The organism is Blastococcus sp. SYSU DS0510, from assembly GCF_054050835.1.
On record NZ_JBJHAC010000037.1, the window covers coordinates 1 to 23,445 of the forward strand.

20 protein-coding genes and 2 riboswitches are annotated in these 23,445 nt (G+C 76.0%); of the genes, 11 read left to right on the forward strand and 9 right to left on the reverse strand.

All coding sequences use genetic code 11. The annotated features are described in order from the left end of the window. Window positions 1–259: 259 nt before the first annotated feature. From ACI79P_RS20755 to ACI79P_RS20765, 3 genes are read right to left on the reverse strand one after another with little or no spacing between them, the layout of a single operon-like run. Window positions 260–1,435 carry a precorrin-3B synthase gene (locus tag ACI79P_RS20755; RefSeq protein ID WP_456582959.1) on the reverse strand — a complete coding sequence of 392 codons (1,176 nt, stop codon included), beginning with the start codon at window positions 1,433–1,435 and terminating at the stop codon, window positions 260–262. A gap of 56 nt (window positions 1,436–1,491) precedes the next feature. Then, window positions 1,492–2,064, reverse strand: a complete 573-nt coding sequence (locus ACI79P_RS20760; RefSeq protein WP_456582960.1) for a hypothetical protein — start codon at window positions 2,062–2,064, stop codon at window positions 1,492–1,494. A gap of 25 nt (window positions 2,065–2,089) precedes the next feature. Next, window positions 2,090–2,890, reverse strand: coding sequence for a DUF4383 domain-containing protein (locus ACI79P_RS20765; protein ID WP_456582961.1), 801 nt, complete (start codon window positions 2,888–2,890; stop codon window positions 2,090–2,092). 132 nt (window positions 2,891–3,022) lie between these two features. After that, window positions 3,023–3,086: riboswitch (cobalamin riboswitch) on the forward strand. Between the two features lie 55 nt (window positions 3,087–3,141). Between ACI79P_RS20765 and cobN the strand changes: the two genes are divergently transcribed. Next, window positions 3,142–6,780 (forward strand): cobaltochelatase subunit CobN, encoded by a 3,639-nt coding sequence (gene cobN / locus ACI79P_RS20770; RefSeq protein WP_456582962.1) that lies wholly within the window; start codon window positions 3,142–3,144, stop codon window positions 6,778–6,780. Window positions 6,781–6,850: 70 nt separating this feature from the next. Here the strand turns inward: cobN and ACI79P_RS20775 are convergent, their stop codons facing one another. Both ACI79P_RS20775 and ACI79P_RS20780 read right to left on the reverse strand, forming a co-directional pair. Beyond that, complete coding sequence (locus tag ACI79P_RS20775; protein WP_456582963.1) at window positions 6,851–7,204, reverse strand: DUF1622 domain-containing protein; 354 nt, start codon at window positions 7,202–7,204, stop codon at window positions 6,851–6,853. Next, window positions 7,201–7,602, reverse strand: coding sequence for a DUF1622 domain-containing protein (locus tag ACI79P_RS20780; RefSeq protein WP_456582964.1), 402 nt, complete (start codon window positions 7,600–7,602; stop codon window positions 7,201–7,203). The genes ACI79P_RS20775 and ACI79P_RS20780 overlap by 4 nt, the downstream gene beginning before the upstream one ends. A gap of 60 nt (window positions 7,603–7,662) precedes the next feature. On the opposite strand from ACI79P_RS20780, the gene ACI79P_RS20785 reads away from it, so the two are divergent. After that, window positions 7,663–8,127, forward strand: coding sequence for an SRPBCC family protein (locus ACI79P_RS20785; protein ID WP_456582965.1), 465 nt, complete (start codon window positions 7,663–7,665; stop codon window positions 8,125–8,127). 65 nt (window positions 8,128–8,192) lie between these two features. Here ACI79P_RS20785 and ACI79P_RS20790 read toward each other — a convergent pair whose 3' ends face one another. Continuing rightward, window positions 8,193–8,420, reverse strand: a complete 228-nt coding sequence (locus ACI79P_RS20790) for a RecQ family zinc-binding domain-containing protein (RefSeq protein ID WP_456582966.1) — start codon at window positions 8,418–8,420, stop codon at window positions 8,193–8,195. Window positions 8,421–8,727: 307 nt separating this feature from the next. Between ACI79P_RS20790 and ACI79P_RS20795 the strand changes: the two genes are divergently transcribed. The 3 genes from ACI79P_RS20795 (at window position 8,728) to ACI79P_RS20805 (ending at window position 11,401) form a co-directional block, all read left to right on the forward strand. Continuing rightward, window positions 8,728–9,573, forward strand: coding sequence for an alpha/beta fold hydrolase (locus ACI79P_RS20795; RefSeq protein WP_456582967.1), 846 nt, complete (start codon window positions 8,728–8,730; stop codon window positions 9,571–9,573). Between the two features lie 130 nt (window positions 9,574–9,703). Continuing rightward, the gene (locus tag ACI79P_RS20800) at window positions 9,704–10,324 is read left to right on the forward strand and encodes an AAA family ATPase (RefSeq protein ID WP_456582968.1); all 621 of its coding nucleotides are present in this window, start codon (window positions 9,704–9,706) and stop codon (window positions 10,322–10,324) included. A 48-nt stretch (window positions 10,325–10,372) separates the two neighbouring features. Continuing rightward, the gene (locus ACI79P_RS20805; RefSeq protein ID WP_456582969.1) at window positions 10,373–11,401 is read left to right on the forward strand and encodes an LLM class flavin-dependent oxidoreductase; all 1,029 of its coding nucleotides are present in this window, start codon (window positions 10,373–10,375) and stop codon (window positions 11,399–11,401) included. A gap of 51 nt (window positions 11,402–11,452) precedes the next feature. On the opposite strand, the gene ACI79P_RS20810 is transcribed toward ACI79P_RS20805, so the two are convergent. Beyond that, window positions 11,453–11,671, reverse strand: coding sequence for a hypothetical protein (locus ACI79P_RS20810; RefSeq protein WP_456582970.1), 219 nt, complete (start codon window positions 11,669–11,671; stop codon window positions 11,453–11,455). A 156-nt stretch (window positions 11,672–11,827) separates the two neighbouring features. Between ACI79P_RS20810 and ACI79P_RS20815 the strand changes: the two genes are divergently transcribed. Next, window positions 11,828–12,661: an HpcH/HpaI aldolase/citrate lyase family protein gene (locus tag ACI79P_RS20815; RefSeq protein WP_456582971.1), complete on the forward strand. Its 834-nt coding sequence runs from the start codon at window positions 11,828–11,830 to the stop codon at window positions 12,659–12,661. A 3-nt stretch (window positions 12,662–12,664) separates the two neighbouring features. Here ACI79P_RS20815 and ACI79P_RS20820 read toward each other — a convergent pair whose 3' ends face one another. Next, the gene (locus ACI79P_RS20820) at window positions 12,665–14,251 is read right to left on the reverse strand and encodes a diguanylate cyclase (RefSeq protein WP_456582972.1); all 1,587 of its coding nucleotides are present in this window, start codon (window positions 14,249–14,251) and stop codon (window positions 12,665–12,667) included. A gap of 79 nt (window positions 14,252–14,330) precedes the next feature. Beyond that, the gene (locus ACI79P_RS20825; RefSeq protein WP_456582973.1) at window positions 14,331–15,965 is read right to left on the reverse strand and encodes a glycoside hydrolase family 13 protein; all 1,635 of its coding nucleotides are present in this window, start codon (window positions 15,963–15,965) and stop codon (window positions 14,331–14,333) included. Window positions 15,966–16,134: 169 nt separating this feature from the next. Here ACI79P_RS20825 and ACI79P_RS20830 point away from each other — a divergent pair, with 169 nt between their 5' ends. The 5 genes from ACI79P_RS20830 (at window position 16,135) to ACI79P_RS20850 (ending at window position 23,207) form a co-directional block, all read left to right on the forward strand. Further along, a complete protein-coding gene (locus tag ACI79P_RS20830; protein WP_456582974.1) occupies window positions 16,135–17,364 on the forward strand; it encodes a saccharopine dehydrogenase family protein in 1,230 nt (409 codons plus the stop codon). A gap of 70 nt (window positions 17,365–17,434) precedes the next feature. Beyond that, entirely contained in the window at window positions 17,435–18,016 is a 582-nt protein-coding gene (locus ACI79P_RS20835; RefSeq protein WP_456582975.1) for a DNA-directed RNA polymerase subunit alpha C-terminal domain-containing protein, read from the forward strand. A gap of 49 nt (window positions 18,017–18,065) precedes the next feature. Next, window positions 18,066–19,640, forward strand: a complete 1,575-nt coding sequence (locus tag ACI79P_RS20840) for a bifunctional 3'-5' exonuclease/DNA polymerase (RefSeq protein ID WP_456582976.1) — start codon at window positions 18,066–18,068, stop codon at window positions 19,638–19,640. 162 nt (window positions 19,641–19,802) lie between these two features. Continuing rightward, window positions 19,803–19,929, forward strand: a riboswitch (cyclic di-AMP (ydaO/yuaA leader). Between the two features lie 270 nt (window positions 19,930–20,199). Beyond that, a complete protein-coding gene (locus ACI79P_RS20845) occupies window positions 20,200–21,084 on the forward strand; it encodes a hypothetical protein (RefSeq protein WP_456582977.1) in 885 nt (294 codons plus the stop codon). A 248-nt stretch (window positions 21,085–21,332) separates the two neighbouring features. After that, window positions 21,333–23,207, forward strand: a complete 1,875-nt coding sequence (locus tag ACI79P_RS20850; RefSeq protein ID WP_456582978.1) for a protein kinase domain-containing protein — start codon at window positions 21,333–21,335, stop codon at window positions 23,205–23,207. Window positions 23,208–23,445 lie beyond the last annotated feature (238 nt).

A 23,445-nucleotide genomic window follows, 5' to 3' on the forward strand; every position in this document is an offset into this window, starting at 1 on the left:
TGCGGGCGAGCTCGGTGGTCAGCCGGTTGCCGGCCACCAGCAGCGGGGCCAGCCGTTCGATCAGCTGCGGCCCGAACGCGCCCTCGAGCCGCTCGCCGGCCAGGTCGTCCAGCGCGGCGACCAACCGCTCCACCGCATCGGCCGCACCTGTCGAACGCATGTACGAATAATACCGCCGGCCGACGACATCCGCAGCACGAAAGCGCAGGTCAGAGTCGAGTCCACAGATCGCCACCGGCTCTTGACACGGCCGATGTCGTCACTCCGCCGGTGCGTCGATCCGGTAGCCGGAGCCGGTGGCGACCACGTCGACGACCGCTCCTCCGGGCCGGCCGCAGCGCCGCTCGCAGCCGGCCCAGTGCTGGCGCGCGCCACCGGCGGGGAGCGAGCCGACCACCACGGCGGCGGTCGCGTCCGCCCGGACGTCGGCGAGCGACTTGGCGCACCCGGGCAGCCCGGCGCACGCCGTCACGCGGGTCCACGGGCTGGCCGGGTCGAGCACCAGCCCGGCCTCCACCAGCAGCGGGGCCGCCGACCCGTCGGCCAGGTCGGGGACCACGACCCCGCGCCACGGCGTGAGCTGGGCCTCCGCCGCGAGGTCGGCCAGCAGCGAGAGGTGGGCGGCGGTGAGCCGGCCCAGGGGCACGACGGCGGCGAGGGCGGTCCGGCCGTCGTCCTGCCGCACCGCCCCGATGGGGCGCACCCGCGGCTCGGCCGGCACCTCGACCCGCGCACCAGCTCGTACACCTTGCAGCCGCGCCGCCACGCGGGCAGCTCCGTCGGCGAGCTCGGCCAGCCGCCAGGCGGTCCCGCCCTGCTCGGCCCGCTCGGCGACGAAAGCACGGGTCGCCGCCAGCGCGAGCGCGACGGCGTCCGAGGGTCCGGCGCGCAGGCCCGAGTCGACGCCGGCCAGGGTCAGCGCGACGACGCCGGGGGAGAGGGCGAGGAGGCCGACGTCGCCACCGAGCGCGGCGACGTCGCCCCGGCCGTCGTCGAACGTGGCCAGGAACCGGCCCGGAAGCGCCGCGAGGGAGGGGTCCGCGCACATCGCCTCGTCGAAGGCGCGCACCCAGCCCCGGGCGTCGAGCAGGCCGCCCGCCCGGCCGCTCAGCACGCTGCCCAGCAGGTTCCGCGCGGTCTCGTGGCTGTCGCTGGGCAGCAGCCCGGACGCCGCGAGCCGGCCACCGAGCTCAGCCGCCGATCCCTGGCGCAGGCCGCGCAGCTGCACGTTGCCGCGGCTGGTGAGCTCCAGCGCGCCGTCGCCGAGCTCGACGGCGGCCACGCCCAGCACCCGCAGCTGCCCGGCGTCGAGCAGCCCGCCGGGGACCCGCACCCGTGCGAGCTCACCATCGGCGGCGGAGTGGGTCTGCAACGCGCCGGGGCAGGCGTCGGCCCGGTCCCGGAGCGGTGGCGTCGGCGTGCCGGCTGATGACATGGCGTCCGCGAGGCTACGGCCCCGGCCGCGCGCGCTCGACCCTCAGCTCCGGTCGGTCACGGGGCGTCCCGGTGGACCTCCGCGAACCGGGAGGAGCGCAGGTCCAGCCGCCGGCTGCACAGGCTGCGTCCGTCGGCGTCCAGCGCCTCCGCGGTGGGTGGCCGCCGACCGGCCCACACCACCACCAGGTGGCCGTGCCGGGGCACCCGCAGCCGGCGCGTCCCGATGGCCAACCGGTCGACCTCCCGGCTGGCGCGCACCCGGGCGTAGGAGACGTACCGGGCGCCCCACGGCACCGACCGCCCGCCGTTGCGCAGCACCGACCCGCTGCCGGTCAGGAGCAGCGGCCCGCCCTGCGGCGAGGCGGACGGTCGGTCGGCCAGGTCGTCGTCGTCCAGACCACCTCCTCCGCCGCCCAGCAGCACCCAGCCATGCCCGCGCCGCACGAGCACCCAGGTCTCCTCTTCGACGGAGCCGACGCTGCGGCGGGCGAAGAGGGTGCAGGCGACCTCGCCGTCGACGTCCACGGCCAGGGCGGCGAACCGCCGCCGCCGGCTGAGCCGCGCGGGGCTGTCCGGCACGCCGCGCTCGATGAGCGCGACGCTCTCCGCGAGGGCGTCGTAGGCCACCGCCGAAGGCCAGGGGCGCAGGAGCTCAGGAGGCGCGGCGGTCGAAGGAGAGCCACACCCGGCGCCGCTCGGCCCGGCTGTGGGCCGACGCCATGGCCGCGACCCGGCGCTGCTGGTCGGGGGTCGCGGTGTGCTGGACGACCGCCACCTCCGCCTCCCGCATGGCCCGCTCGGCGGCGAACTCCTGGGGGGTCGAGGGGTACTCGTCGGCCTCGTCGGGACCCGCGTCCCCCTCCCCGCCGGCCCGGGCGTAGGGGCTGTCGGGGGGTAGGTTGCCGCTCACCCGCCCGTAGGCACCCAGGACGAGCAGCAGCAGACCGACGACGACCGAGAACACGACGTTCGGGAAGCGGAACGCCAGGAAGTTGAGGTCGGTGTTCAGCACGGCGAGGTTGGCCAGCGCCGACACCAGGAACAGCACGCCGACGACGATCATCACCGTCGAGGCGATCCGCGGCCCCTTCACCGCGGCGGCGATCAGGACCGCTGCGGTGACGACGGAGATGGTGGACAGCAGGCCGTTGGACGAGAGGCCGAGCACCCGTTCGCCCTCGGTCGAGAAGAAGTCCAGCCCGTCGGCGAACCCGAGGATGCCGAAGACGGCGATCACCGCCGCGACGACCACCGCGCCGATCCGGTGGACGGCGGGCACGCGGGCGCCGGTCGGGGAGTGCTCCGGCGCCAGCCGCTCGGCGCCCACCGGCTGCTCGGGGCGCTTCGGCTGAGCCGGTCGGGCGGGCGGGGGCGCCTGCGGAGTGGCCGGCGGGGCGGCGGGTGGGGGCTCGGGCGCGTTGCGGGTGCGGCGGAGATGCGGACGCAGTGCCATGGCGACTCCCAGCTAGACCTGTTCTGTACCCCTCCTTCCCCTCCGGCACACCGCTCGGATGCGAACGACGGGTGCTGCTCCGCGGAGCGCACGCGCCCCGGTAGCGTCCGGTCCACATCACGGCAGTGCAGAAGGAAGCCGGTGCGAGTCCGGCGCGGTCCCGCCACTGTGAGGCCTCCGGGCCGAGCCAGACACTCCGGCTGCCGTGCCCAGCGGAACGGGGCGCGGACCCCGAGGGAGGCGGCGCGGCCGTGTTCACCCTGCTCTCCACGAGTGACACCGACCTGCTCTCGGCCCGGGCCAGCGGCGCGGACTGGCGGCTGGGCAACCCCGCCCGCCTGGACGCCGACGGGATCGCCGCGCTCACCGAGGGCAGCGCGCTCGTGGTGGTCCGCATCCTCGGTGTGCGCCGCCAGTACGAGGAGCTGATCGCGCCGCTGCTGGCCGGCCCGGCGCCCGTCGTGGTCCTGGGCGGCGAGCAGCTCCCCGACGCGGAGCTGATGGAGCTCTCCACCGTCCCGATGGGCGTGGCCACCGAGGCGCACGGCTACCTGGCCCAGGGCGGCCCCGACAACCTGACCCAGCTGCACCGCTTCCTCTCCGACACAGTGCTGCTCACCGGCGAGGGGTTCGAGCCGCCGTCGGTCGCCCCCGACTGGGGGCTGCTGGACCGCACGCCGCGGACGACGACGGGCCCGTGCGTCGCCGTCCTCTACTACCGCGCGCACCACCTCGCCGGGAACACCGCCTTCGTCGAGGCGCTGTGCACCGCGGTGGAGGAGGCCGGCGGGCGGCCGCTGCCGGTGTTCGTGAGCTCGCTGCGCAGCGTCCCCGACGACCTGCTCGCCACGCTCGGCACCGCCGACGCCCTGGTGGTGACCGTGCTGGCCGCCGGCGGTTCGCGACCGGCCACCGCGCAGGCCGGCGGTGACGACGGCGCCTGGGACGTCGGGCAGCTCGCCGCGCTCGACGTCCCCGTGATCCAGGGGCTGTGCCTCACCCGGTCGCGCGACGAGTGGCTCGCCGACGACGACGGCCTCTCGCCCCTCGACGTCGGCAACCAGGTCGCGATCCCCGAGTTCGACGGCCGGCTGATCAGCGTGCCGTTCTCCTTCAAGGAGACCGACGACGACGGGCTGACCCACTACGTCGCCGACCCCGAGCGCGCCGCGCGGGTGGCCGGCACCGCCGTCGCCCACGCCCGGCTGCGGCACACCCCGCCGGCCGAGCGCCGGATCGTCGTGATGCTGTCGGCCTACCCGACCAAGCACGCCCGCATCGGCAACGCCGTCGGGCTGGACACCCCGGCGTCGGTGGTGCGGCTGCTCGCCGCGATGCACGGCGCGGGCTACGACGTCGGCCCGTTCGACGGCCCCGACGCGCTGCCCGGTGTGGCCGACCTCGACGGCGACGCCCTGGTGCACGCGCTCATCGCCGCCGGCGGCCAGGACGAGAACTGGCTGACCGAGGAGCAGCTCTCCGGCAACCCGGTCCGCATCCCCGCCGCCGAGTACCGGAAGCACTTCGACACGCTTCCCGAGGACCTGCGCGAGGCGATGGTCGAGCACTGGGGCGAGGCGCCCGGCTCGCTGTTCGTGGACGGCTCCGGGGACGACCAGGCCATCGTCTTCGCGGCGCTGCGCGCGGGCAACGTCGTCGTGATGGTCCAGCCGCCGCGCGGCTTCGGCGAGAACCCGATCGCGATCTACCACGACCCCGACCTGCCGCCCTCGCACCACTACCTCGCGGCGTACTGGTGGCTGCGGTCGGTGTTCGGCGCGCACGCCCTGGTGCACGTCGGCAAGCACGGCAACATGGAGTGGCTGCCGGGCAAGACCGTCGGGCTGTCGGCCTCCTGCGCCCCGGACGCCGCGATCGGCGACCTGCCGCTGGTCTACCCGTTCCTGGTCAACGACCCCGGCGAGGGCAGCCAGGCCAAGCGCCGCGCGCACGCCACCCTGGTCGACCACATGGTGCCGCCGATGGCCCGCGCCGAGACCTACGGCGACATCGCCCGCCTGGAGCAGCTGCTCGACGAGCACGCCAACGTCGCGGCGATGGACCCGGCGAAGCTGCCCGCCGTCCGCGCCCAGATCTGGACCCTGCTGCAGGCGGCGAAGCTGGACTCCGACCTCGGGCTCAACGAGCGCCCCGAGGACGACCACTTCGACGAGATGATCCTGCACGTCGACGGGTGGCTCTGCGAGATCAAGGACTCCCAGATCCGCGACGGGCTGCACGTGCTCGGCACGCCGCCGTCGGGCCAGGACCGGGTCGACCTGGTCGTGGCGATGCTGCGCGCCCGGCAGATCTGGGGCGGCTCGGTGGCCCTGCCGGGGCTGCGCGAGGCGCTCGGCCTGACCGAGGACGGCACCGCCGGGTTGCACGAGACCGACCGGGTCGAGGCGCTGGCCGCCGCGCTGGTCGGTGCGATGGAGGAGCGCGGCTGGACCGGGGCCGCCGTCCCCGAGGTCGTGCGCGAGCTCCTGGACCGCGACGACGAGGCGGTCGCGGCGGTGCTCCGGTTCGCCGTCGACGAGGTGGTGCCCCGGCTGGCGCGCACCACCGACGAGCTCGACGCCACGCTGCACGCCCTCGAGGGCGGCTACGTGCCGGCCGGCCCGTCGGGCTCCCCGCTGCGCGGCCTGGTCAACGTGCTCCCGACCGGCCGGAACTTCTACTCCGTGGACCCCCGCGCGGTGCCCTCGCGGCTGGCCTGGGAGACCGGCCAGGCGATGGCCGAGTCGCTGGTCGACCGCTACCGCGCCGACACCGGCGAGTACCCGCGCTCGGTCGGGCTCTCGGTCTGGGGGACCTCGGCCATGCGGACCTCGGGCGACGACGTCGCCGAGGTCCTGGCGCTGCTCGGCGTCCGCCCGGTGTGGGACGAGGCCTCCCGGCGCGTGACGGCGCTCGAGCCGGTCCCGCTGGACGAGCTGGGCAGGCCGCGGATCGACGTCACGGTGCGGATCAGCGGATTCTTCCGGGACGCCTTCCCGCACGTGGTCACCATGCTCGACGACGCGGTGACCCTCGCCGCCTCGCTCGAGGACGAGTCCGACGACGAGAACTACGTCAAGGCCCACGTGGAGGCCGACGTGGCCACCCACGGCGACCGCCGGCGGGCCACCACCCGCGTCTTCGGCTCCAAGCCCGGCGCCTACGGGGCGGGGCTGCTGCCGCTGATCGACAGCCGGAACTGGCGTGGGGACGCCGACCTCGCCGAGGTGTACGCGGTCTGGGGCGGCTACGCCTACGGCCGCGACCTCGACGGGGTGCAGGCGCGGCCGGACATGGAGGCGGCCTACAAGCGGATCGCCGTCGCCGCGAAGAACGTCGACACCCGCGAGCACGACATCGCCGACTCCGACGACTACTTCCAGTACCACGGCGGGATGGTCGCCACGGTGCGCGCGCTCACCGGCTCGGCGCCGAAGGCCTACATCGGCGACTCGACCCGGCCCGAGCAGGTGCGCACCCGGTCGCTCACCGAGGAGACGGCGCGGGTGTTCCGCGCCCGCGTGGTGAACCCGAAGTGGCTCGCGGCGATGCGCCGGCACGGCTACAAGGGCGCCTTCGAGCTCGCCGCCACGGTCGACTACCTGTTCGGCTACGACGCCACGACCGGCGTGGTGGCCGACTGGATGTACGAGAAGCTCGCGCAGACCTACGTGCTCGACCCCGAGAACCGCGAATTCATGGAGACGTCGAACCCGTGGGCGCTGCACGGCATCGCGGAGCGGCTGCTGGAGGCGGTGGACCGGAAGATGTGGGCGTCGCCCGACCCGCAGGTGCTCGCCGAGCTGCAGCAGGCCTACCTGGACACCGAGGGGGAACTGGAGGGCGGGGAGACGCCGGCGGGGTCGGCTCCGGGCCCGCGCCGGGCATAGCGCCGGGCGCAGGGTCCACCAGCTGCCCTGCAGGTTGTCGAGCCCGGGCTCCCGTGCCGGGGCGGGTGGCTCAACGGTGCCAGGCCGGCCGCAGCAGCTGGGCCACCAGGTCGCGCGGTGGCCGGGGGCGGTGCGAGCGGTTCCCGTTCGCCGGGGGCTCGTCCTGCAGGGACCGCGCCCCCAGCCGCAGGCCGTAGCTGACCAGGTGCCGCAGGGCCACGATCGCGCCGGCCACGACGATCTGCTGCCAGCTGGGGTCGCCCACCAGCCGCAGCAGCCCGGCAGCCACCAGCAGGTCGAGGAGGATGCCGACCGCGAGCGCCGGGCGGCGGGTGACGGCCAGGGCCAGCCCGCTGGAGACCAGCGCGAACGCGGCGACGACCGGGGACATCGCCCCGGTGACCGCGACCAGCGTCGAGCTCACACCGTCCGCCCGGCGCGGCGGTGGTCGGTCGGGTCCTCCGAGGAGGCTTCGTCGTCGTCCTCGGCGATCTGGCGCTTCTCCTCCGCGATCTCCTTGCCGAGGAAGTAGTTGAGCACCGTCCGGATGGCCGCGATGGCGGCCAGCTGACCGATCTCCTCCCAGCTCGGCGCGACCGCGGTCTTGAGGACGTCGGCGGCCAGCTGGAACTCCAGGCCGAGCGCGAGGAAGCGGCCCAGCGTGAGCCGGACGGGGACGAACGCCCGTGTGCTGCGGTCGCGGAAGCCGACCCACAGGAAGAGCAGGAACGCCCAGACCGCGCCGATGATGATGACCGCCGCGCCGCAGGCCTCCACGATGACGACCAGGACGTTGACGATCTCCTGCAGCAGCTCTTCCACGGGGCGCCGCATACCCGGGGCGCGTCGCCGGGCACGCATGGTGGTTGCGAGACTGCGCCGATGAGCGAACTGCGCCACTCCGCCTCGATCGTCGTCGCCGCCTCCCCGGAGGAGCTGTACGACCTCGTCTCCGACGTCACGCGGACCGGTGAGTGGAGCCCGATCTGCCAGGAGTGCTGGTGGGACGAGGGTGCCACGGGGAAGGTCGGCGACCGGTTCACCGGGCGCAACGCCACGCCCGACCGCACCTGGGAGACCCGCTCGCGGGTGGTCGTCGCCGACCGCGGCCGCGAGTTCGCCTGGGTGGTCGGCGACGACTTCGTGCGGTGGGGCTTCGGCATGGCGCCGGTCACCGGCGGGACGCAGCTCACCGAGTCGTGGGAGTTCCTGCCCGCCGGCCTGGCGATGTTCGCCGAGCGCTTCGGGGAGCGCGCCGACGAGCAGATCGCGCTGCGCACCCGGCAGGCGCACGAGGGCATCCCGGTGACGCTCGCGGCCGTGAAGCGCATCGCCGAGCGGGGCTGATCGGTCGGCTGCCGCCGTTCCACCGGCACCGGCCGCTCCGGCCCGCGCCGTTCCTCGACCAGCCCTCATGGTCGAACAGGACGGTCAGCCGGTCGGGCTCCACGGACATGACCACGCCGCGCCCCCACTCGCGGTGCCGCAACCGGGAACGGTGCGTCGCCGACGGCGTGGTCCTCGGCCGTGCCGGCCGCGCAGGTGTCGCAGTTGCCGCACGGGTGGGGGAGCTGCTCGCCGAAGCAGCCGAGCAGGAACTGCCGTCGGCAGCCGGTGGTCTCGGCGTAGCCGCGCACCATCTCGATCCGGGAGCGGTGAGCCGCTGGTGGGTCTCGGACACCTCCACGGCCTCCCGCACCGCCCCGCCGGGGGTGAGGTCCGGGTCCAGAACTCCAGCCGGCCGTCGTCGCTCTCGCGCTCCACCGCCAGGCGGAGGTTGGGCCGGTCGAAGCCGGCGACGATCTCGGCCGGGTCGCGCAGGCCCAGCCGTTCCGCGATGCGGCCGGCGCGGGGTCTGCTCACCGCCGGGCCACCGGGTCGCTGCGGACCGGTGGCCTCCGATCCGCCTCCAGCCTCTCCGGGGGCGCCCCGTCGTAGCCTGCCGGCATGCCGGACCAGACCTTCCAGCTCCCCTCCGCCCACGACGTCCCGGTCACCGCCTACCGGTGGGACCCCGCCGGCCCGGTCCGCGGCGTCGTGCAGCTCACCCACGGCATGGGTGAGCACCTGCTCCGCTACGAGGCGCTGGCCGCCGCGCTGACCGCGGCCGGCTGGCTGGTCGTGGGGCAGGACCACCGCGGTCACGGCGCCACGGCCGGCGACGGTGCGTGGGGCGACCTGGGGCCCGGCGGCTGGGACGAGCTGGTGCGCGACGTCGGCCGGCTCAGCGCCCACGTGCGCGCCGAGCACCCCGATGCGCCGCTGGTGCTGCTCGGGCACAGCATGGGCTCCTTCGCCGCGCAGCAGCACGTGCTGGACCACTCCGGGGAGCTCGCCGCCTTGGTGCTCACCGGGACGACGGTGCTGGACCTGATCGAGCCCGCGGTGGACCTGGACGGCCCCACCGACCTCTCGGCCTTCAACGCCCCGTTCCAGCCGGCCCGCACCGACTACGACTGGCTCTCCCGCGACGAGGCGCAGGTGGACGCCTACGTGGCCGACCCGCGGTGCGGCTTCGGCCTGGCCGCCGCCGACAGCCGGCAGATGTTCCTGGCCGGGCGGCAGCTGGCCGACATCGAGCGGCTGCGCGGGCTCCGCGACGACCTGCCGGTCTACGTGGCGGTGGGCGACGCGGACCCGCTCAACGGCCGGCTCGCGCTGGTGCAGGTGCTGGTCGACCGGCTGCGCGAGGCCGGCGTCCGGGACGTGACGCTGCAGGCCTACCCCGGCGCCCGGCACGAGGTCTTCAACGAGACCAACCGCGACGAGGTGGTCCGCGACCTGCTGACCTGACTGGACCGGGTCGTCCCCGCGGGCTGAGCACGGCGCCGCGGGCCCGGTTCACAGCCGACGCCCAGGCAGCTCCCCGGGAAACGCCACCTCGGGGAGGGAGCCTCGTCCTGCCGAGCGAGGAGGAGGCGCCGTGGTCATCAGCACGGTCCCGTCCGCAGCGCCCCGGAGCGGTGCGTCCGCGGCGCCGTCCGGCCGCGTCCTCCTGGTCGTGGGCGGGCTGCCGGGCAGCGGCAAGACCACGCTGCTGCGGCGCCTGCTCGCCGACGACGCCCCCGGCGTCGCCGCCCTGGACTCCGAGGACGTCGCCGCCCGGGTGCGCCGGGTGGGGATCGGCGTCCCGTACCGGCTGCTGCGGCCGTGGGTGCACTGCTGCCACCGGTGGCGCGTGCTGCGGACGGTCGGCGGCGACGCGCCGCTGGTCGTGCTCACCGACCCGTGGACCAGTTCCCCGTGGCGTGCCCTGGTGGTGCGGGTGGCCCGCCGATCGGGCCGGACGCTGCGCGTGGTGCTGCTCGACGTGCCGCCGCCGCTCGCCCGGGCGGGCCAGCGGGCGCGCGGCCGGACGCTGCCGGGCGGCCGGATGCGGCGCCACGCGGCCCGGTGGATCCGGTACCTCGAGCGGGTGCGGGCCGCACCCGAGGGGGTCCTCGTCGTCGACCGGCCGGGGGGCGACGAGCTGACCTGGGAGGTCGCCCTGGGGGAGGCGGAGCCCGGGGCCGGCAGCGCCCCTCGTCACTGCGGTGTTGACTGAGCCGCGGGGCCGCCCGGTCCCTTTCGCACCGAGCTCCCGGAGGACGGCATGCACGTCGGCGTCGACAGCTTCGTCGCGGCGGTGACCGATCCGCGCACCGAGCGGCTGATCGGCCCGGAGGAGCGGATGGCGCACCTGCTCGAGGAGATCGAGCTCGCCGACCGCGTGGGGCTGTACTCCTTCGGCATCGGCGAGCACCACCGCAGCGAGTACTACGACTCCGCGCCGCCGGTGATCCTCGGGGCCGCCGCAGCGCGCACCTCGCGCATCCGGCTGGGCAGCGCGGTCACCGTGCTGAGCGCCGCCGACCCGGTGCGCGTCTTCCAGCAGTTCGCCACCCTCGACCTCATCTCCCGCGGCCGGGTCGACCTCGTGGTGGGGCGTGGCTCGTTCACCGAGGCCTTCCCGCTCTTCGGCCTCAGCCTGGCCGACTACGACGAGCTCTTCGCCGAGAAGCTCGACCTGCTGCTGCGCATCCGGGCGTCCGAGCACGTCACCTGGTCCGGGAAGCACCGGCCGCCGCTGACCGGGCAGGGCGTCCACCCGCGCCCGCTGCAGGACCCGCTGCCGATCTGGGTGGGGGTCGGGGGCACGCCGGAGTCCTTCGCGCGGGCCGGGCTGCTGGGGCTGCCGCTGATGGTCGCGCTCATCGGCGGGGAGCCGCGCCAGTTCGCCCCGCTGATCGACCTCTACCGCCGGGCCGGTGCGCACGCCGGGCACCCACCCGAGGCGCTGCAGGTGGGGCTGCACGTCTTCGGCTTCGTGGCGGAGAGCACGCAGGCCGCCGCCGACACGATCTACCCGGGCTGGCACGAGATGTTCGCGAAGATCTCCCGCGAGCGGGGCTTCGCCACCCCGACACGGGCGCAGTTCGACGCCACCAGCGGCCCGGACGGCGCGTTCTTCATGGGCGACCCGGACACCGTGGCCGCCAAGCTGCGGCGGGTGTCCGAGCAGCTGGGCGGCGTGGACCGCGTGGCGCTGCAGATGACCAACCCGCGGCTGGCGCACGAGGACCTGCTGCGCGGCATCGAGCTCCTCGGCACCGACGTCGCCCCGCAGGTCGCGGGGGCCTGACGGCGGCCCGTCGCCCGCGGCCCCGGGGGACGCCGGCGACGGGCCGGGGGCTCAGGCCAGGCCCTCGTTGTGCGGCTCGATGCTGGCCGAGGGGTCGACGCCCTCGTCGGCCGCGGGCTGGACCGGGCCCTCGCCGGGCTCGGACCCGGAGCCGGCCGCGGTGTTGCGCGAGGAACGCTCCGGATCGGTGACGTCGGTCGACGTCGGCGCCTGCCCGATCCGCTTGGCGGCCTCTCCGGTGCCGGTCTCCTCGAGGTTTCCGTCGGTCACGTCTGCTCCTCTCGTACGGGGTCGTCCGTGCGCGTGCGGCGTACCCCCGGGCCGTCGGAGGACACGTCGGCGCGCGCACCGGTGTGGTGCGCGCAACCGTCGGGCGTGGCGCGCCGGAAGGTGCTGGGAGCCGATCCGTACGAGGATGGGGACGTGGTGAGAACGCGGAAGGTCGGACCTGAGGACGCACGCTCCTGGCTGCTGGTGAACGGGGCGCGGACGGAGCTCTTCGACGTCGCCCACGAGTCACGGGCCGATGCGGTGGTGCTCGACATCGAGGACGCCGTCGACCCCGCCCGCAAGGGCGAGGCGCGCGAGGGCGTCGTCCAGTGGCTCTCCCGCGAGGACCGCAGCGCCTGGGTGCGGATCAACGACCACGAGACGCCGTACTGGGCCGACGACATGGCGGGGCTGGCCGGGCTGCCCGGGCTGCTCGGCGTCATGCTCGCCAAGGCCGAGGCCGCCGAGCACGTGACGGAGACGTTCGACCGTCTCGGCGGCGCCACGCCCGTCCTCGCGCTGGTCGAGTCGGCGCTCGGCATCGAGGAGGCGGTGAACATCGCCCGGGCCCGTGGGGCCTTCCGCCTCGCGTTCGGCAGCGGCGACTACCGCCGCGACACCGGCACCAGCGCCGACGAGCTGGCCATGTCCTACCCGCGGACGCGCCTGGTGCTGGCCAGCCGCATCGGTGGCCTGCCCGGGCCGATCGACGGCCCGACCGTGAGCACCAGCCTGCCGGTCCTGCGGGAGCAGAGCGCCGTCACCGTCTCCCTCGGGCTGACCGGGAAGCTGTGCCTGGACATGGACCAGCTGCCGGTGATCAACGAGGTCATCAGCCCCGCGCCCTCCGACGTCGCCTGGGCTCGTGACTTCCTCGCCGACTTCGACGCTCGCGGGCAGGTCATCCGCGACGGCAGCGACCTGCCCCGCCTCGGCCGCGCACGCAAGATCGAGCGGCTGGCCGCGGTCTTCGGGGTCGAGCCCGTCTGACGCTCAGGCCACGGTGACGACGCGGTCGCGGCCCTGCCGCTTCGCCGCGTACAGCGAGGCGTCGGCGCGGCCGAGCACCTCCGCGGGCGTGCTGCCGCCGCCGGCGATCCCGATGCTGACGGTCACCGGGACGCCACCGGTCAGCGCCGCCCACGGGTGCTCGGCGATCGCCCGGCGGACGCCCTCCAGGTGCCACGCCGCCGCACCGGGCCCGGTGCCGGTCTGCACCAGCAGGAACTCCTCGCCGCCCAGCCGGGCGGCGAACGACCCGGCGGAGCCCGTGGCGGTCTCCTGGAGGATCGCGGCAACCGCCCGCAGCACCTGGTCACCGACCTCGTGGGAGCAGGTGTCGTTGACCCGCTTGAAGTGGTCGAGGTCCAGCAGCGCCACGGTCACGTCGCCCGGGCGGGCCGCCAGCAGGCGCGGCAGCTCCTCGTCGACGTAGCGGCGGTTGTACAGCCCGGTCAGCGGGTCGCGCAGCGAGAGCTCCCGGTACCTGCGGCTCTGCCGGCGGGCCTCGGTGGTCTCGTACATGGCCTGCAGCGCGCGGGCCCGCGCGTCGCGCTCGCCCGACTGCAGCTCCATGAGCTCGGCGCAGTAGCGCTTGTGCTCCTCGTACGCCGCCCGGAAGCGACCGCGGGCCGCGTGCAGCTCGGCCAGCTCGCGGCGGGCCCGCACGCGGATGGACGTCAGCCCGAACCGCTCGCAGCGGCGCACGCACTCGTCGAGGCTCTCCTGCGCCTGGTCCAGGTGCCCGCGGCGACGGCGGATCTCGGTGAGGGTCAGCAGGAAGTCGGCCCCGGCGTCGCCGTCCAGCGAGGCGTCGAGCAGCTCCGGGTGGAGACCGGGCGCCATGGCGGTCTCGGCGTCCTCGAGGCGGTCCAGCTCCATGAGGGCACGGCCGATCGTGTCCAGCCGGCCGACCCCGAGCGGGATGCCGTGCCGCGCCGCCAGCTCCTGCAGCTTCCGGCTCCAGACCAGGGCCTCCTCGAACCGCCCGGAGAGGCTTTCGCAGTAGGTGCGGTTGTTGAGCACGAGCAGCTGCCGGTCGACGTCGTCGATCTCCTCGGCCAGCTGCAGCACGTGGTCGTAGCGGTCACGGGCGGCGAGGTCGCCGTTGAGCCCCAGGCAGTCGGCCAGCCGCGCGTGGAGGTCGATCCGGGTCTGGGGCCGGACCTCCTCGTCGATCAGCTCGACGGCGCGGACGGCGTGCTCCAGCGCCAGGGAGAGGTCGCCCAGCTCCTGGAACACCGCGGTCAGCACGAAGTGGCTCCGCGCCAGGAGGCACCGGGAGCCGCGGTCGGCGGCCCAGCGGTTGATCTCCTCGGCCATCCGGCCGGCCTCGGCGACGTTGCCGAGCCGCCGCACCAGGTCGGCCTGCACCAGCCGGGCGCGCTGCTCCAGCTCGGGCATGCGCAGCCTGCGGGCCTCGGTCAGCGCCTGCTCGGCCCGCTGTTCGAGGCCGTCGTCGTCGAACCGGGAGCGGTCCTCCAGCTCGTCGATCCGCGCCGAGAGCGGCGCCGCGCCGGCGTCCGGGGGACGTGGTACGGGCAGGTCGGGAGCACGCTCCCCACCGGATCGTTCCGCCACGCTGGTCACCCGACCCCATCGGCCGGTCGCCGGCCCGGCTCCAGCGTCCGGCCACGGGAACCCCCTCGTACGGGTGGGGTCAGCCCTCGGCGAGCCAGATCGCGGTGTGCGGCGGCAGCGCCACGGTCGCCGGGGAGCGGCGCACGTGCGTGTTGGAGGCCAGCAGGACCGTGCCGCGGGTGCGCACCAGCGTCGTGCCCGTGCCCATGTTGACCACGCACCGGACCACGCTGCCGTCAGCGGCGGTGCACCGGACGGTGAGGACGTCGCCCCGCGTGCTGACCGTGGCCTCGCCCGAGCCCAGCGCCGGGTGCGCCTCGCGCAGCGCCAGCGCCCGCCGGTAGAGGGTCAGCATCGAGCCGCCGTCGCGCGACTGGCGGGACACGGCGTACCGGTCCCACTCGTCGGGGATCGGCAGCCAGGGCTCGGCGTCGGGCCGGGTGGAGAAACCGACCCCGGGTGCGGGGTTCCAGGGCATCGGCACGCGGCAGCCGTCCCGCCCGCTGCGGGCGCCGCCGCTGCGGAAGAAGATCGGGTCCCGCTTGGCCCCGTCAGGGACGTCGGCCTGCGGCAGGCCCAGTTCGTCGCCGGCGTAGACGTAGGCGGAGCCGGGCAGCGCCAGCATCAGCAGCGCGGCGGCCCGGGCGCGGGCGGCGCCCACGGCGCCACCGCCGAACCGGGTGACCTGCCGGTCCTTGTCGTGGTTGCCGAGCACCCAGGAGACCGGGGCGCCGACCTCGCCGAAGGCGTCCAGCGCGCTGCGCACGCCGTCGGCGAAGGCCTCGGTCGACCAGGCGGACTTCAGCAGCCGGAAGCTGAACGACTGGTGCATCTCATCGGGGCGCGAGTACAGGGCGACCTCGCGCGGGTCGGCCAGGCACACCTCGCCGACGAGCATCGTGTCGGGGTACTCGTCGCAGATCGACCGCCAGCGCCGCCAGACGTCGTGCACCTCGGGCTGGTTCCAGGTCATCGCCTGCTCGGGGCCGTGCCCGAACAGGGTGGGGGAGTAGGCCCCCGGGTTGTCGCGCAGGCCGGCGTCCTTGAACAGGCCGTAGGCGACGTCGACGCGGAAGCCGCTGACGCCGCGGTCGAGCCAGAAGCGCAGGGTCCGCTCGAAGTCCGCGGCGACGGCCGGGTCGCGCCAGTTGAGGTCGGGCTGCTCGGGGGCGAACAGGTGCAGGTACCAGCGGCCGTCGGGGGTGCGCGACCACGCCGGCCCGCCGAAGAGCGACTGCCAGTTGTTCGGCGGCTCTTCCGACGGCGGCGCGAAGTGGTAGCGCGACGCCTCGGGGCACCCCGGGTCGGCCAGCGCGGCCTGGAACCAGGGGTGCCGGTCCGAGGTGTGGTTGGGAACGACGTCCAGCACCACCCGCAGGCCCAGTGCGCGGGCCTCGGCGACGAGCGCCTCCAGGTCGGCGACGTCGCCGTACTCCGGGTCGACGGCGCGGTAGTCCACGATGTCGTAGCCGCCGTCGGCTCCCCCGGAGGGGTAGTGCGGGTTGATCCACACCGCGTCGACGCCCAGCCACGACAGGTAGGGCAGCCGGGACCGCAGCCCGGCGAGATCCCCGATGCCGTCGCCGTTGCCGTCGGCGAACGAGCGCAGGTAGACCTGGTAGACCACCGCCGACCGCCACCACGGGGACGTCGACGACCGTTCCGCGACCTGCCGACGGGTCGCGGTCCGCACCGATGCGAGCCGCACTGCCATGCGCCCTCCATCGGCACCCTCCCGGGCTCCTGACGCACGGAGGGGGTCGGAGTGACCCGTGTTCCGGCTCGTGACCTCCCCGAGACGTGCCCGCGCGCCGCCGGCATCGCGGCCGGCGGTGGCGCCGGCCGGCGGGACAGCCGGTCCCGCGGCAGGTCAGGATGGCCGCATGGCAGAAGACGCACGGACCTACGACCTCGTCGTCTACGGGGCCACCGGCTTCGTCGGCCGGCTGCTGGCGGGCTACCTCGCCGACCACGCCCCGCCCGAGACCCGGATCGCGCTGGCCGGCCGGTCCCGGGAGCGGCTCGAGGAGGTCCGTCGGGCGCTGCCCTCCGGCGGTCGGAACTGGACCCTGGTCGAGGCCGACTCCACCGACCCCGCCTCGCTCGACGCCCTCGCGGCCGCGACCCGCGTGCTGGTGACGACCGTGGGCCCGTACGCCCGGTACGGGCTGCCGGTCGTGGAGGCCTGCGCCCGGGCCGGCACCCACTACGCCGACCTCACCGGCGAGGTGCTCTTCGTCCGGGACGCGATCGACCGCTGCGACGCCGTCGCCAAGGAGACCGGCGCGCGGATCGTGCACGCGTGCGGCTACGACTCGATCCCCTCGGACCTCAGCGTGTTCCTGCTGGCCCGGCAGGCCGCGGCCGACGGCGCCGGCGGCCTGCGCGACGTGCAGCTGGTCGCCACCCTCCGGGGCGGGTTCAGCGGCGGGACGGTCGACTCGATGCGCGCGCAGGTGGAGGCGCTGCAGGCCGACCCGGCCCGGCGCCGGGTGGTCGGCGACCCCTTCGCGCTGAGCCCCGACCGGGCGGCCGAGCCCGACACCCGCCAGCCGCGGGACGCCGGCATGCCCACGCAGACCCCCGACGGCCGGTGGACGGCGCCGTTCGTGATGGCCCCCTTCAACACCCGCATCGTCCGGCGCAGCAACGCGCTGCAGGACTGGGCCTACGGGCGGGAGCTGCGGTACGGCGAGGTGATGGGCGTGGGGCGCGGCCCGGTGGGCGCGGTGACCGCCGCCGGGGTCACCGCCGGGCTGCTCGCCACCGTGTCGGCGATGAGCCTCTCGCCGACCCGCGCGCTGCTGGACCGGGTGCTGCCCGCGCCCGGCACCGGCCCCAGCGAGTCCGTCCGGGAGAAGGGCTGGTTCCGCATGGTCGTCGACGCCACCGCCGAGGACGGGCGCCGCTACCGGGCGACGGCCGCGGGCAGCGGTGACCCGGGGTACAAGGCCACCGCCGTCATGCTCGGGGAGAGCGCCCTCGCGCTCGCCCTGGACGGCGACCGGCTGCCCGACCGGGCGGGGTCGCTCACCCCGGCGACGGCGATGGGGGAGGTGCTGGTCGAGCGGCTGCGGGCTGCCGGGCACACCTACGAGGTGGTCGCGGTCTGAGAGTCCTCCCGTGGGCCCGGCCGACCGCCTCCGGAGCAGGCGTCGGGGGGCATGGCTAGGGTTGACCGACATGCCGACCAGCGCACCGGGACAGCCCGCGGGGACGATCCGGGACCTGGGCCTGCCCGCCCGGGCGGTCACCGCCCTCAGCCGCGCCGGGATCACCGAGGTCGAGGCGCTCGCGACCCTCAGCCGGCGGGAGCTCAGCGCCGTCGCGGGCCTCGGCCCCGGGCTGGTGGCCGCGATCCGGGCCGTCGTCCCCGAGCCGCCCGCCCGGCTGCGGGGCGCCGGCGACCGGCCCGGTGCGGCGGCGCGGGACGGCGAGGGACCGGTGGCGCCGGCCATCCCGTCGTTCGAGTCGCTGCGGGGGCCGCGGCGCCGGTCGGCGGTCGACCTCCTGCTGCCCGAGGCCCCGGAGCGGCGGGAGGCCCGGGAGCAACAGGCCGTTCCCTCCCCGCCCCCCGCGCCGCCCCGGCCCGTCGCCCCCGCCGGCCGCTCCACGCCGGGCGGGGCCGGGGACCCTCCCGCCGTCCGCCCGCCCGACTACGCCGACCTGCTCCGCCTGGGCGTGCACGTCGCCCGCGCGGTCCTGGTCCTCCCGGCGCGCTGCCTGCACCGGCTGCTCGGCCGGGGCGCCCCGCCGACCCCGTAGGCCCGGGGCGCGGGTGGAGCGGGTCCTGCTCCGGCGCAGTTGTGAGGCGGTGGAGGCCGTCGAGCTCGACGCAGACGGGGCGACCGGCGCGCGGCTGGACCGGGCGGCGCTGGCCGGGTACGTGCGTCGGCGCGAGACGGGCCCCGCGCCGGTCCGCTGGGTGTGGGACGACACCACCCGCTGGTACCCGGCGCTGCTCGCGGCCGGGGTCCGGGTGGAGCGCTGCAGCGACCTGCGGCTGGGCCACGCGATCCTGCGGCGGTCGCCGTTCGCCACCCAGGAGCTGCTGGCCGGGGAGGACACCCCGGGCTGGGACGCGCTGGCGCCCGGCCCGCCGCCGGAGTCGGCCCTGTTCCCGCTGGCCGACCCCGCCGACCTCCTCGACCCGCTGGCCGAGCACCGGCGCCAGCAGGCGACCGTGGCCGCCTCGCCGGAACGGGACCGGCTCGCCCTGCTGCTGGCCGCGGAGTCCTCCGGTGCGCTGGTCGCGGCCGAGCTCGCGCACACCGGGCTGCCGTGGCGCACCGACGTGCACGAGCGCCTGCTGACCGGCCTGCTCGGCCTGCGCCCGCCGGCCGGTGGTCGCCCGGCGGTCCTCGAGCGGCTGCTGGGCGAGGTCCGGAGGTCGTTCGGGGCGCCGGCGCTCAACCCCGACTCGCCCGGCGAGCTGCTGCGGGTCCTGCAGCACGCCGGGCTGCCGATCGCCGATACCCGGTCCTGGACGCTGGAGCAGCTGGACCACCCCGGCATCCCGGCCCTGCTGGAGTACCGGAAGCTGTCCCGGCTGCTCGCGGCCAACGGGTGGGCGTGGCTGGACACCTGGGTGCGCGACGGCCGGTTCCGCGCGGTCTTCGTCCCCGGCGGGGTGGTGACCGGGCGGTGGGCGTCCTCCGGGGGCGGGGCGCTCTCGGTGCCCACCGTCGTCCGGCCCGCGGCGGTCGCCGACCAGGGGTGGCGGTTCGTCGTCGCCGACGTCGCCCAGCTGGAGCCGCGGGTGCTGGCGGGGATGAGCGGGGACGGCGCCATGGCCCAGGCGGCGCGGGCCGCCGACCTCTACGCGGGGATGGTCGCCGCGGGCACCGTGGCCACCCGGGCCGACGCCAAGCTCGGCATCCTCGGCGCGATGTACGGCGGCACCCGGGGTGAGAGCGGGCGCATGATGCCCCGGCTGGCGCGCCGCTACCCCCGCGCCATCGGGCTGGTGGAGGACGCCGCCCGCGCCGGGGAGCGCGGCGAGGTGGTGCACACCCTGCTCGGCCGGGGGTCGCCGCGGCCCGGGGCGTGGCCGCACGAGGAAGGGGACCGGGCCCGGCGCGCCTGGGGCCGGTTCACCCGCAACTTCGTCGTCCAGGGCACGGGCGCGGAGTGGGCGCTGTGCTGGCTGGCCGACCTCCGCAACCGGCTGTGGCGGCTCGGGGACGGCGACACCGTCGGCGCGCGGCCGCACCTGGCGTTCTTCCTCCACGACGAGGTGGTGGTGCACACGCCCGAGCACCTGGCCGACGAGGTGGCCGAGGCGGTCCGCGCGGCGGCGGCGACCGCCGGGCGGCTGCTGTTCGGCGCCTTTCCCGTCGACTTCCCGCTCGACGTCGCCGTCGTGCGGTCCTGGGCGGACGCCGGCTGACGCGCGCCCGCGCTACACCACCGACCGGGCCGGCGGCCCACCGCGACACACGTCACGTCCTGGAAATCGGCGCCTGCGGATTGTCACGACTGCATAACGACGGTTACGGTGGCTGGGCCCGGCCGGTCGTTCTCTCCCCGCCAGGGGAGGTCCGCCGGGCGCCGCCGAGCCGTCCTCCGGGACGGGCCGGGGACCCACCGCAGCACTGGGGTGAATCGCGCGCCGACCACGTGACGGCGCGGGTAGGGCGACTTCCTGCGCCCGAATCCGTCAGCTAACCCGGTAGGCGGCACCACGGAAGAAACGGAGAGCCGCCCCGAATGGCGCGCCCCTGCACCGCCGCACGACCCCGCGCCCGCCGGCACCGCCGCCTCCGGGCCCGTCCGCGGATCTGATCGCACGCGCCGCCCGGCGCCCCGCCGGTCGCCCGCCGACCCGCACCGGCCTCCCCGCCGCTGCGTGCCGGCCCCGCGATCCGCGCCCGGGCCCGCTGTCCGCATCCTCCGCGGTCCGCCGTCACCGGCCGACCGCGCCCCACACCCCGGAGCACCCGAACACCATGGATCCCCGCACCACCACCGGCCGACGCGGCCCGCTCGCCCTTCGCCGCCCGCCGGCGTCCGTCCGCCGGCCGGCTCTCTACCTCGCCGTCGCGGTCGCCGGCGCCGTCCTGGTCAACGGCCTCGTCGGTACCGACCCGGCCGTCCAGGCCGAGGCCACCACCTCCGAGTCGGTCAGCGTCGCCCAGGAACTGGGCCTCTCCGCGCAGTCGGGCCCCGTCGACGTCACCGAGGACCTGGAGCCGCTGGAGGACCTGGCGGCCAGCCGCAGCACGCGCGAGGCCGACCAGGCCGCCGCGCAGCAGGCCCAGGCCGCCGCCGACCAGGCGGAGCTGGACCGGCAGAAGGCGGAGGCGGAGGCCGTGGCCCGCGCCGAGGCCGAGAAGAAGGCGGCCGAGGAGGCCGCGGCGGCGGAGGCCGCGGCGGCCGAGCAGGCCCACGAGCACGTCCCGGCGGCCCCGGCCAGCCCGACGCAGCAGGCGCGGGCGGCAGCCACCGCCGCCGCCTCGGTGGCGGCCTCCGCCGTCGCCCGCATCACCAACAGCTCCGGCAGCGTGCGCCCGCAGGTCCAGGCCGCGGCCGACGCCGTGGTCAGCAACGTGCCCGGCGCCGCGGGGATCACCCTGGGCGGCACCCGGCCCAGCGCCGCCGACCCGGGCGGGCACCCCTCGGGGCTGGCGCTGGACTACATGGTGATGTCGAACGCCGCCCTCGGGGACGCCATCGTCGAGTACCACCGCGCGCACTGGGCCGAGCTCGGCGTGGACTACCTGATCTGGGAGCAGCGGATGCTCTCCTCGCCGGGCGGCTCCTGGCAGGCCATGGAGGACCGCGGCAGCGGCACGGCGAACCACTTCGACCACGTGCACGTCAACTACAACTGAGCACTCCCGCAGCGGCTGCCAGCTGACCCGGCGGATCCCGGCCGGGTGCCTGCGTGCTGTCCCTCTCGGAGCGGATCCCGCGTGCCGGTAGGGCGGTCGGCCCGGCCGACCGCCGCTCGCAACCTCGTCGGGCGTGTCGTGGTTCAGGCCCCCTCGTGGTGGGCACCCATGAGAGGCGCACGGGCACGCGAGGACGCACGGGGTGGACCTCGCGAGCACCGACACGAGGAGATTCGGGAGATTCGGGAGTGACCACGGCCGGAACCAGCCGACGATGCCTGGACGGCCGCTACCAGCTCCACGAACTCATCGCCGTCGGTGGCATGGGCGAGGTCTGGCGGGGCAGTGACCAGCAGCTGCACCGGACGGTGGCGGTCAAGGTGCTCCGCAGCGAGTACGCCGACGACCCGGTCTTCGTCGCCCGCTTCCGCGCCGAAGCCCGCCACGCGGCCGGGTTGAGCCACCCGAACATCGCCGCCGTCCTCGACTACGGGGAGACGACGGCCCCGGACACCGGCGAGCACCTGGCCTACCTGGTGATGGAGCTGGTCGAGGGCACGTCGCTCTCGGCGCGGCTGGCCGAGGAGGGCTCGCTGGACACGCGGGCCACGCTGGCGCTGCTGCGGCAGGCGGCCGCGGGCCTGGCCGAGGCCCACCGCGCCGGCGTGGTGCACCGCGACGTGAAGCCGGCCAACATCCTGCTCGGCCCGGATGACACGGTGAAGCTCACCGACTTCGGCATCTCGTGGTCGGCGGGGAGCGCCCCGATCACCGGCACCGGACAGGTCGTGGGCACCGCCCAGTACATGTCGCCCGAACAGGCGCGGGGGGAGCACGTCAGCCCGGCCAGCGACGTCTACGCCCTCGGCCTGGTCGGCTACGAGTCCCTCACCGGGCACCCCGCCTTCGACGGCGACAACCCGGTCACCGTCGCGCTCAAGCAGGTGCAGGAGGCCCCCGAGCCCCTTCCGGCGGAGCTGCCGCCCGACGTCCGCGCCCTCATCGACGCCGCCCTGGTCAAGGACCCCGAGGAGCGCCCGCGCGACGGCGGGGCCTTCCTCGCCGCGATCGAGGAGACGATCCGGCGGCCGTCGGGCGAGGCCCCGACCCAGTCGGTGGTGGCGGCCCCGGTGCAGCGTGAGCGCCGGGCGGAGCGCGCGCGCAAGGCCGCCGCGAGGCGCCGGCCCGCCCGGGTGACCCGTCCGGAGCCCGGACCGTCCGCCCGCCGTCCGCTCGTCGCGGTGCTGCTGCCGCTGGTGGCCCTGCTCCTGCTCGGCGCGGGTGCGGTGGCTCTCGTCTCCGGACCTGGGCCGGACACCACCGCCTCGGACTCCTCGGCCGGCGTGGTGCTGCACAGCGAGGACTACCTCGGCCGCCCCGCCGCGGAGGTCGCGGCCGAGCTCGGCGCCCTCGGCCTCACCGTCCGGCAGGTGGAGGACCCGACGCGGGAGCGCGCCCCCGGCACGGTGACCGGCCTCGACCCGGTGGTCACCCTGCTCCGCCCGGGTGACGTGGTCCGTCTCTCCGTCGCCGTGCGGCCCGGCGCGCGCTCGCCCGTGCCGGCGCCCTCCACCGGTGGGGGTGCGACGCCGGTGCTGCGTCCCGAGCCTGTCGCGCCCGCCCCGGAGCTCCCGGCGGAGGACCCGGTCCGGAACGGCCCGGCTGCGGGCGGTGGGAGCGCTCCGGTCCCCGGCCGTCCCGCGGCGCCCACCAGCGACCCCACGACCCCGGCCGGGGCCGGCGACCCGACGGGCGAGCCGACCACCCCGGCGCAGGGCGGCGACCCGACGGGGGAGACGGCGACCCCGCCGGAGAACGGCGGCCCCACGAGCGAGCCGACCAGCCCGCCGGAGACGGGCGGCCCCACGAGCGAGCCGACCACCCCGCCGGAGACCGGCGGCCCCACGAGTGAGCCGACCACCCCGCCCGAGACCGCCGGCCCCACGAGCGAGCCGACCACCCCGCCCGAGACCGCCGGCCCCACGAGCGAGCCGACCACCCCGCCCCAGACCGAGGACGAGGAGGACGGGGACGACGGCGGTGAGGACGACGGAGACGAGGACGACGGCGACGACGTCGATCCGGAGGCGTCCGGGCAGGTGTCGTCCGCCGCGCGGGTCTGACCGCGCGAGCGCCGTGGCCTGACGGCCGGTCAGCCGCGGGCGGGGGTCATCGCCTCGCGGGGTCATCGCCTCGCGGGCGTGGTCCACGACAGTGGTACGGGAATGCAGCTCAGAGAACCCATGGCCTGTTCCAGGCCGCCTCGAACGATGAAAATCCTCGTGGGGCCGGCTGAGCTCGTTACTGCGTGGTGCGCTCGAGCCCGTCTCAGAGACTGACGCCAGGGGCCTTCCCGGCACC

Excerpts from the sequence above, each read along its gene's own strand:
- ACI79P_RS20830 (WP_456582974.1), top strand. The coding sequence starts at position 16,135 with ATGGCAGAAGACGCACGGACCTACGACCTCGTCGTCTACGGGGCCACC.
- ACI79P_RS20790 (WP_456582966.1), bottom strand. The coding sequence starts at position 8,420 with ATGGTGCGCGGCTACGCCGAGACCACCGGCTGCCGACGGCAGTTCCTG.
- ACI79P_RS20825 (WP_456582973.1), bottom strand. The coding sequence starts at position 15,965 with ATGGCAGTGCGGCTCGCATCGGTGCGGACCGCGACCCGTCGGCAGGTC.
- ACI79P_RS20805 (WP_456582969.1), top strand. The coding sequence starts at position 10,373 with ATGCACGTCGGCGTCGACAGCTTCGTCGCGGCGGTGACCGATCCGCGC.
- ACI79P_RS20835 (WP_456582975.1), top strand. The coding sequence starts at position 17,435 with ATGCCGACCAGCGCACCGGGACAGCCCGCGGGGACGATCCGGGACCTG.
- ACI79P_RS20785 (WP_456582965.1), top strand. The coding sequence starts at position 7,663 with ATGAGCGAACTGCGCCACTCCGCCTCGATCGTCGTCGCCGCCTCCCCG.
- ACI79P_RS20755 (WP_456582959.1), bottom strand. The coding sequence starts at position 1,435 with ATGTCATCAGCCGGCACGCCGACGCCACCGCTCCGGGACCGGGCCGAC.
- ACI79P_RS20765 (WP_456582961.1), bottom strand. The coding sequence starts at position 2,890 with ATGGCACTGCGTCCGCATCTCCGCCGCACCCGCAACGCGCCCGAGCCC.
- ACI79P_RS20845 (WP_456582977.1), top strand. The coding sequence starts at position 20,200 with ATGGATCCCCGCACCACCACCGGCCGACGCGGCCCGCTCGCCCTTCGC.
- ACI79P_RS20795 (WP_456582967.1), top strand. The coding sequence starts at position 8,728 with ATGCCGGACCAGACCTTCCAGCTCCCCTCCGCCCACGACGTCCCGGTC.